Origin of the sequence: Paenilisteria riparia FSL S10-1204 (assembly GCF_000525995.1) — a bacterium.
In the GTDB taxonomy this organism is placed as follows: Bacteria; Bacillota; Bacilli; order Lactobacillales; family Listeriaceae; genus Listeria_A; species Listeria_A riparia.
The window spans coordinates 1-9291 of sequence record NZ_AODL01000044.1 but is presented as its reverse complement, the minus strand read 5'-3'; the positions used below and the strand labels follow the sequence as shown (position 1 = coordinate 9291).

Here is a 9291-nt window from a genome sequence, read left to right as displayed (position 1 = left end):
CGGATTAAGGCTAGTATAAGCAAACGAGAATACATGGACCCATTCAAAACATAAAAATTTGTCAACATCAGCAGCATAGAAGCGGTTGGCGGTCACTTAGGAAGGGTCCCTTTAGGGGCCAAGCGAGTATTGAGCCCTTCTAGGGCTAATAAAAAGCCACCCGTTCACACGGGTGGATAGTTACTATTTATTAAAGCACAGCATGTAGAGTGTGCAGCACGATGCTATTTCTAGAAAAGAGATTCATTCACTTAAGCTTTGCTTACAGAAAAGGAGACTTTTCTACACACTTTGTTTTCAGCGTATATATATATACTTTAAATTTGTCGAAATTATTCTCAATACATCAATCTGTTTTAGAAATTTTTACATATTGCTACATATTGTAGATTTTTCAATGAAAAAGCATCTTTTTTTGATACACATAGCGTTTCTATAAAAAAAAAATCTTTTACACAATTGAGGCTAAATTCAGCTTATACTGGTAACAATGAAAGAAACGCAACATTTGACTATCACATGTAATACCGGTTTTAGAATAATATAGAAAGGTGATACTATGAAAAAACAAGTTATAAATATTGTTTTAGTAGTCATTATACTGTTTCCCTTGTTTACAGAGAATACAAGCGCAGCAGAACTCATTGATAATAATGTGAGACAGCATACTTTTGAGAATAAAACAACGAATCAAAATAAAGACCTATCTACCACATTAGAACCTGAAAAACAAAATATTTATTCTACAAAAAAAAAATGGGCGAAATCTACGAGCCACTAAACTAGATACAGATCTAGTTTCATCTAATGATTTAGGAAATCAAACATGGCTTATTGAGGAAGTAAAGCGCCAGATTCCATCCAAAAGCATCAACTCTAATTTAACATTTGGCGATTTAAAAACGATTAAAACGATTTCTAATAATAATAATGCTGCCTTGACCGGGTCTATTCCACCAGGTATTAAATATTTTTCTAATCTGGAAATACTATTTTTATATAATAATCGCTTAAGTGGTGAGATTCCCGCAGAACTTGGGAGTTTATCTAAGCTAGAACGTCTTAGTATACGCAATAACCAATTTACAGGGAAAATACCTAAAGAACTCGGAAATTTAACCAGTATACGGTCCGAGCTTAACTTAGCCAGTAATCAACTAACAGGTGAAATTCCTCCAGAACTTGGAAATTTAACTAATTTAACTGGTGCTATTAATCTGGCCTATAATGACTTGACAGGTAAAATTCCAGACAGTTTCTCCAATTTAACGAAAATGAGCAACCTGCAACTCCAGAAAACACAAATAACCGGTCTTTTCCCTACCCAGTTGATGCAATCCGCAGCACTCACATACCTAGACGTCAGCTATACGCAAATCGTTTCCCCCATTTCAGTTCCTACAAAAGGCAACTTTACACAAACTATTAGTAACAATCAATTAATGATATCAACGAAACCCGATATTTATAATACATTTAATCATGCCTTTTTCAAACCGTTTGATAGTTCCTCAACAACGCATAGCCAATTAAAGCTAATAAACAAGATGGAACAAGATAAAGAAACAGCCCTGTACAATACACATACAGTTCAAATAGTGGACCATGCCCAGAATAAAATCGTTTATGACGGGCCTTTGTCCCCGTCTGTTGCACTTGAGTTAACAGCGGATACTAACCATTTTTCTTTTTATTTAGATGGTGCATCGCAAAATACAGCAGCAACTGGCCATGTGACGGTAATTTCCAATGTGGTGCAGCGCGCTGATTTTGATAATCAGTCTTGGCTAATCGATGAAATCGAACGACAAATACCCAATAAAAAAATAGGAACTAATCTGACTTTTGACGATTTGAAACAGATTACACAGATTAAAATGAACAAAACCGTGAATGGTTACATTCCAGCAGGAATAGAACATTTATCAGAGCTAACCAACCTTTCCCTAACTACTATGGGATTAACAGGCACTATCCCAGAAACAATCGGCTCACTGGTACATTTAAAAGAACTCAACTTGACTGGAAATAAATTAGGTGGTGAAATTCCATCATCTATTAACAAGCTCACCGATTTAAGTACATTACATCTAGGAAATAATATATTACAAGGAAGTATACCATCCTCTCTAGGAGAGTTGAAACAACTTGACATACTTGCCCTTAATGATAATCAACTTTCTGGTGAAATTCCTCTTGAAATTGGAAATTTAGCTAATCTCACAACCTTATATTTGAATACTAATCAGTTATCAGGTGAGATTCCTACTAGTCTAGGTAATATAGCATCTTTAGAAACAGCAAAATTTGATAATAATCAGTTTGTCGGTATCATACCAGTCACATTACTTGATATAGACTACCTAACAGTCACTAACAATCAGGTCACTCTTGATAGTGCTACCCCCCCCTCTATTATGACGAATCCAGTCAACAATGAACCACGCTATACTAACACCTTTGTCACAAATTCCAAATTGACTGGGGCTAGCTCCATAGACGTAACTGATAAAACGATAACTCCTTTTAAGGTCTCGTCTGATACCTACTTTGACCTTCACTATACAAACAATGGCTCGACGCAACAAAAATTAAATGACACGCATCTAGTAACAATCATCAACACAACGACTAATCAAGTCGTCTATGAAGGTAAAATGAATCCTAATGTCTCCTTCACACACCAAGGTAGTGCAAATTATCAAGTTATCCTCGACAATGCGCCTAAAAACACCAACAATATCATTTATATAACTGTGAAAAATTACGATTTAACCTTAGCAAGTGTTCCATCCGATTTAAATTTTGGAACACAAAAAATAACGAGTTTCACCCAAAATTACAATCGCACAGATACTGATTGGGAAATCGTAGTACACGATAATCGTAAAGAGAAGCATAGCTGGGCGCTCACTGCGACACTCCTTACACCAATGAAAGGAACGAATGGAAAAACGTTAGCAAACGGTCTTATTTTCAAAGATAAAGACGGTATAGAAACACCCTTATCACAACAAGCGCTAATTGTGTATGACTATACCCCCACGGAAGCTACAACTGAAACAACTAAAGTAAAGTGGCGAGAAGATGAAGGCATTTTATTAAAAGTACATGCTGGCGAAGCATATGCTCAAGAGTATCAAGGTCAAGTCGAATGGAACCTGATTGACGCACCTTAAACATGACCTATTTGAAAGGAGTGATGTACCAAACCATTGTACTGCCATTCTCTCCCTTAGCCACGTGACTAAAAAATAAATGAAATGAGGCAATTAAATATGAAAAATTTAACAAAAGCATTAACAGTCGGAGCTATTACAATCGCAACATTATTAGGAACAAGTACACTAGCTCATGCTGATACAACAACATCCACTGGTAAAATAAAACTAGAAGCTGATGATAGCGCTGTAACACCACTAGACCCAACAAATCCTGATGCGCCAACGCCAGCTATTCCAGATTCATCAGATCCAGGTAACACGGGAACCGGTAATACAGGTGCCTTGACTATCGATTTCCTATCAAATATTGATTTTGGAACACAAAAAATATCTGGGAAATCGCAAACATACCGCGCAGTCAATAAAAACCCCTATATTCAGGTCACGGATAAACGTGGAACTGGTGCTGGTTGGACATTAACAGCTACTGCAACAGACTTTACAGATGGTTCCAAGATATTAAAAGGGTCACAAATGAGCTTAATAGATGGACAAGTTCGCACACAAAGTGACAACCAATCTGCTGCACCTACAACTTCGGACATCACACTAAACAATAACGCGCAAATAGTTCTATCAGCAGAAGCCAATGCTGGTATGGGGACTTGGCTCAATGTTTATGAAGGGACAGAAGGCAATAACGATAACGTTTCTTTATATGTACCTGCTGGAAATCTTGCTGGTGATTATAATTCTTCAATTACATGGACATTAGAAGACTCACCAAGTGCTGATTAAACTATAAATTTTCATGAAAAAAACCAGTACACGTAACAAACTATAAAATGCAGAGAGTCCGAGAGAAAAGGTTCTCTGGCCTAGAAAAATACGTATCAAAAATCTGCCATTAGATTTTTGATACGTATTTTCGCTTCCTACTACAAAGGAAACTAATGACAGATTAAGCATGTTAGGGGTCAATGAAAATTTTGGCCAAAATCCCCCCACATGTCATCTGTTTGTAACATAAGGACAGTGTCTCAAAAACGATGGTTTATTAGGATGTTTTTATTTTTCTAAAAAACATCTATTTTTTGTATCAAAATAGTCTCTAAAGTTTGCTTATATTCTTTGTTTCTTTAACTCCCCTTTATGGTATAATTTAGAAGAGGTGATAGGATATGAGTATGCACGTTTATGGCTATGCACGAGTAAGTACAAAAAAACAAGAGTTAGACCGACAACTTGATTTGCTTCGTGCATGTGACTGCACAGAAATTTTGACAGAGAAATTGAGTGGAACTAAGTCTAATCGTCCTGAATTAAGTAGAATCAAAGATAAGGTTCGAGCAGGAGATAAGGTTGTTGTCGAAAGTTTTTCACGCTTAGGAAGGAGTACAAAAGATCTTATTGAAATCGTTCATTTTTTTGAGCAAAAACAGGTAGAACTAGTCAGTTTAAAAAGAAAATTTTGATACGAGTACTCCACACGGAAAATTAATGTTAACGGTTTTTCAAGCTTTCAGCCAATTTGAGAGAGATTTGATTGTAGAACGTACACGTGAAGGATTGAAAAGCGCTCGAGCACGAGGGAGAAAAGGCGGTAGACCTAAGGTCTCAGAAAAAGATATCCAAAAAGCGCTTAATCTCTATCACTCAGAAGAATACAGTGTTGCTGACATTACTAAAATGACCGGTATTAGCCGAGCCACTATTTATCGTTATCTTGAATCGAGAAAGGAGAAGTAACATGGTCCGAATAAAGTTATTAACGGATTATCAGCGAAAAAAATGTAGCTACTTTATTTCCGATAATCTTGATGGACAAGAATTATTGGCACGTTATTTTTTTGATAAGCAAGAACTAGCTTTTATTGCCACACAACGTTCTGCAGCTAATCGATTGGGCATAGCCTTGCAAATGGCATTCATGAAGTATCCAGGCTACCCTTTCCAAAACATCTCTGAAATTCCAGAACGCCTTCTTTCTTTTATCGCAAATCAAATCAGTGTCCAACCTAACCTTATTTGTGATTACAAAATTCAAACCACAACGGGGGATTCGCATATTTCTAGAGTTAAGAAATTATACAAGCTCGAATCTTTTTCTCTTACCCATTATAAAAAGCTATCTCATTGGCTATTTGAGCATGCGTGGGGAACCGATCAAGGAGATCTACTATTTGAGATACTACTTAGTGAAGTAAGACGAAGAAAGATTATTCTTCCGGCTATTTCTACATTAGAAGAGTTAGTGAGAGGGGCTCGTTATCGCGCCCGAAGCCAATCTGTGAAGGCGCTTACCAATGAGCTGGAAGCAACGCATATTCAACAATTCCAAGCTTTCTTTCATTTGAAAGATGAGACATCTATTACATGGTTATCCTGGTTACGACAACGTCCTAGCAGAACTTCGATTAAACAATTGATCAGCACCCTAAATAAGATTCAGTTCATTCGCCAGTTAGATTTACCCGCCCAAATCGCACAAAATATACATCCTAACCGATTAGCGAAGCTATCACAAGATGCATTGTCTTATACACCACAACAGTTAAGTAAAAAGAAAGAACCCGAAAAATGGGCTTTCCTAGTAGCCTTGGTTTCCCATATTCACGCGACTTTAATTGATGAAGCAGTTGACAGGGCTATACATATTGTTAACCGAATGCGAAATCAAGACCAGAGATGGTTAAAAGAAACATTGTACGAACATAAAACAGATATTGTTACTGCTGCGCAGCTATATGCTGAAATTGGTCAACGTTTAATCGATGCACGAAATCAACAACAAGATCCCTATGAAGCAATTAGTCATGTCTTGCCATGGGATGATTACGAAAAAAGCGTACTAGAAACGAATCAGCTTTTTGAAAAACGTATAGATACAGACCCTTTGGCACTTATTGTACGCCATTACAACACTCTCCGGCGTTTTTTCCCACTCCTTCTGGAGTGTTTACATTTCGTACCCACTGCTGTCACACATGATTTGTTTGAAGCTGTTGAATACCTGCAACATATTAATCGAGAAAAGATCAAGAAATTGAAAGATCCACCTATTGATTTTGTTAAATCAAAATGGGAATCTTGGATATTTCAATCAGATGAAACACCTATTCATCGACGCTACTATGAGTTCCATTTATTTTTTGAGCTTTGCCATGCACTTCGTTCTGGCGACATGCATATTACTAGCAGCAAACAATATCAAGATTTAGAAGCTTATTTATACCCTCAACATTTATGGAACAAAACAGAAAATAAATTGTTACATGTTCCACAATCCGTAGAGTCTTTCTTAGAACAAATGACACACCATACCAAATATGCCATACAGGAGCTGGAACAACTGATACGAGGCCAATCTATACCAGAATTAAAAATAGATGGCGATAGAATCATACTTTCTCCTTTGCAGAATGTAGTTCCAGAAGAAGCCAAACATTTAAGCCGACGTATTTATCGCAAAATGCCTAAAATCAGACTAACAGAGCTCATCGAAGATGTTACGCATTGGACACAGATGCAGCATCATTTCTGCCATACACACACAAAAGCTTCCGTAAAAGAATCTCTTTTACTGTATACATCCATCTTGTCTGATGGTATTAATTTAGGACTTCATAAAATGGCGCAGGCGTGTCCCAATGTAAATTATAATCAACTTTCTTGGTTTTATTTGCACTATATCAGTGAAGAAAATTACCTGAGTGCACTAGGTTCTTTAGCTGATTACCAAGCAACACACCCCTTTGCTACGCATTGGGGAAATGCTACCACTTCTTCTTCCGATGGACAATTTTATCGTACCACTGGACAAAGTACTACGTTAGCTAGGCCCAGCGGTAAGCACCAAGAAAAGTCGGGGCTACTTATCTATACACATGTGAATGATCAATACAGTCCGTACTATGCGCAACTTATTAGCGCAAGCGAAGAAGCAGCACATATTATTGATGGTTTACTTTATCATCAAAGTGACACGACTAGTATCCAGCAACACTTTACAGATGCTGCTGGATATACTTTTCAAGTGTTTGGTTTATGCCACCTACTTGGGATCCGTTTTTCCACACGAATTAAGAAAATCAATAAAAAATCGTTCTATTCTTTGATGAAGTGTGACGCCAATTCGCCATTATCATCGCTTTACGCAGGAAAAGTCAATACGGCTATCATTCGAGAGTGTTGGGACGATTTATTACGATTAAGTTATTCCGTACAAACAAGAGTTGTTACAGCATCTAGTATTTTAAAAAAATTATCCTCCTATCCTAGACAAAATCATTTGGCTTTGGCTTTACGCGAATTGGGAAAAATATTTTGTGGACTTCACTTGCTAGAGTGGATTGGCAAAGTAGATGTTAGGCAAACAACACAGCTCGCCTTAAACAAAGGGGAAGCCGAGAATGCGCTGAAACGCGCTTTACGCTTACAAGATGGCGGGGGAATTAGCGCTAAGACATTTGAAAATCAAATACATCGAACCTATGGCACAAATACTTTAATCTCTATGATTATTATTTGGAATACCACCTACATTCAAGAAATCGTCCATACACTGCGCATGGAGGGGGAAATCATTCCGGAAGAATTATTAAAACATGTGTCTCCACTCGGCTGGAGTCACATCAATTTTACTGGAGACTATGTATGGAAACCTAAGCGAAAAGATTTTCCAATAGGTGCCATAAGGGCCATTAGGCCCGATAAATAAGCATGTATTTTCTGAATTGTTCCCTTGATGGGCGCAATTCTTGCTTTATATTACAGTAATATGACATGTGGGGGGATTTTGGGCAAAATTTTCATTGACCCCTATTACTATATCTGGCACACAGAATGGGAATATGATTGACATTTCCGTTCTTCAAGAATCAAGAGTTGCTTTCGCAAATCATTTTGGAGCACCGTCGCTAGTGGGGGCAACCACAGATTTTACTGTGGATCAAGCAAGTGGGCTAGCTATAGAAGGGCTATCAGCTGTTGCAGGAGAAGCACTGGAGAGGTCTGGGAAGATTGGTTTGTCCAAGGCTATTGGGTGCGTCCCGTTTATCGGAGATGTTATTTCAGCTGGATTAGATTACTATACTGATACACAGGAACACCAAGCTAATATAACTTTTATTGAAGGGCAATTGTCAGGGATAGAAAACGCGCAGATTTATTCTAATTTTGATTGTGTCGCCTCACTTGTTACACTGGATACTGCAGATACAGAAGGCAGTACAATTTATATTGAAGTAGGGCAAGAAACGCATGAACGAGTTAGAAAAGTCAATGAAGCATGTGGAACCAATTTTACTGTAGCTGACATTGTTCAAAATCCGCAAAAAGTAATTAATAAGGTTATAGAGTTGCGCGATAGCGGTTTGGGAGATGCTTTTGACGAAGCTATAGCTAAAAAATAAAAAACGAAGAGGGATAGTATGAAAAAAACAAATAAAATGCTAGTCATCGGTGCTCTTTTTTGTTTTTGCTTGTAGGGGCAATTTGGTTTTATATTTCAAACGAAAGAAGTGAGTCTAAAGTGGATGAAGCAGCAGTATTTACAAAGCAAGAGTTAAGTGAAGTGCAAGTAGATGTCTTGGTAAGTTATCTCTATATGACTGCCACTCCAAGTATCAACGCTGTGGATAGGACAGTGACCAATAAATCCATGAAACTTACTTCGACAGAAGATACAAAGAAAGCAGTCGCAGTACTGAATTATTATTTGTTTGATGATTTATCTGAATATGATAAGAATGCTTTTGAAAAGGCAAAAGAATATGGTTTTGATAAAGAGAAGCGTTTGACGCTAGAGTGGATAATGAATCATAATAAAAAAACTTTTGATATTTTATATGGATTACAAGATAATGGTTCCATATTTTCTGACAAAGATGCTATTTTGAAAACCTATACTCGCATCACGGGAGTGTAAAATAAACTGTGTAAATAATGAATCCTAGGTTCATTGTTTATGTCAGTTTTTCTTTTTGGTACAATGAATAAAAATCGGAAAGGATGAGAGTAAAATGCCAAAGAAAAAGCGTGATCCTAAAACCGTTGCCCTTGCCAAAGCCATTGTGGAAGAATATCAGCCGGAGTCTGTGGAAGAGATGCAAAGTGCCTTAAAAGA

6 protein-coding genes and 1 pseudogene are annotated in these 9291 nt (G+C 37.3%); all 7 read left to right on the top strand.

From position 1 onward, the window contains the following. Positions 1-559 precede the first annotated feature (559 nt). The 7 genes and pseudogenes from PRIP_RS15670 to PRIP_RS15640 all read left to right on the top strand — a co-directional run bounded on the left by PRIP_RS15670 (position 560) and on the right by PRIP_RS15640 (position 9093). On the top strand, positions 560-781 hold the full coding sequence (locus PRIP_RS15670) for a hypothetical protein (protein WP_036102535.1): 222 nt from the start codon (positions 560-562) through the stop codon (positions 779-781). Positions 782-938: 157 nt separating this feature from the next. Then, positions 939-3179, top strand: a complete 2241-nt coding sequence (locus PRIP_RS16535; RefSeq protein WP_052008993.1) for a WxL domain-containing protein — start codon at positions 939-941, stop codon at positions 3177-3179. A gap of 99 nt (positions 3180-3278) precedes the next feature. Further along, complete coding sequence (locus PRIP_RS15660) at positions 3279-3962, top strand: WxL domain-containing protein (RefSeq protein WP_036102531.1); 684 nt, start codon at positions 3279-3281, stop codon at positions 3960-3962. Between the two features lie 383 nt (positions 3963-4345). Further along, positions 4346-4907, top strand: a pseudogene (locus tag PRIP_RS15655) (recombinase family protein); the annotation flags it as partial. A gap of 7 nt (positions 4908-4914) precedes the next feature. Further along, positions 4915-7884 carry a Tn3 family transposase gene (locus PRIP_RS15650; protein ID WP_036102528.1) on the top strand — a complete coding sequence of 990 codons (2970 nt, stop codon included), beginning with the start codon at positions 4915-4917 and terminating at the stop codon, positions 7882-7884. 202 nt (positions 7885-8086) lie between these two features. Further along, positions 8087-8578 carry a hypothetical protein gene (locus PRIP_RS15645; protein WP_149023861.1) on the top strand — a complete coding sequence of 164 codons (492 nt, stop codon included), beginning with the start codon at positions 8087-8089 and terminating at the stop codon, positions 8576-8578. A 119-nt stretch (positions 8579-8697) separates the two neighbouring features. Continuing rightward, positions 8698-9093 carry a hypothetical protein gene (locus PRIP_RS15640; RefSeq protein WP_036102522.1) on the top strand — a complete coding sequence of 132 codons (396 nt, stop codon included), beginning with the start codon at positions 8698-8700 and terminating at the stop codon, positions 9091-9093. Positions 9094-9291: the final 198 nt, after the last annotated feature.

Coding starts and splice junctions, on each gene's coding strand:
- PRIP_RS15670 (WP_036102535.1), top strand. CDS start 560: ATGAAAAAACAAGTTATAAATATTGTTTTAGTAGTCATTATACTGTTT.
- PRIP_RS15660 (WP_036102531.1), top strand. CDS start 3,279: ATGAAAAATTTAACAAAAGCATTAACAGTCGGAGCTATTACAATCGCA.
- PRIP_RS15650 (WP_036102528.1), top strand. CDS start 4,915: ATGGTCCGAATAAAGTTATTAACGGATTATCAGCGAAAAAAATGTAGC.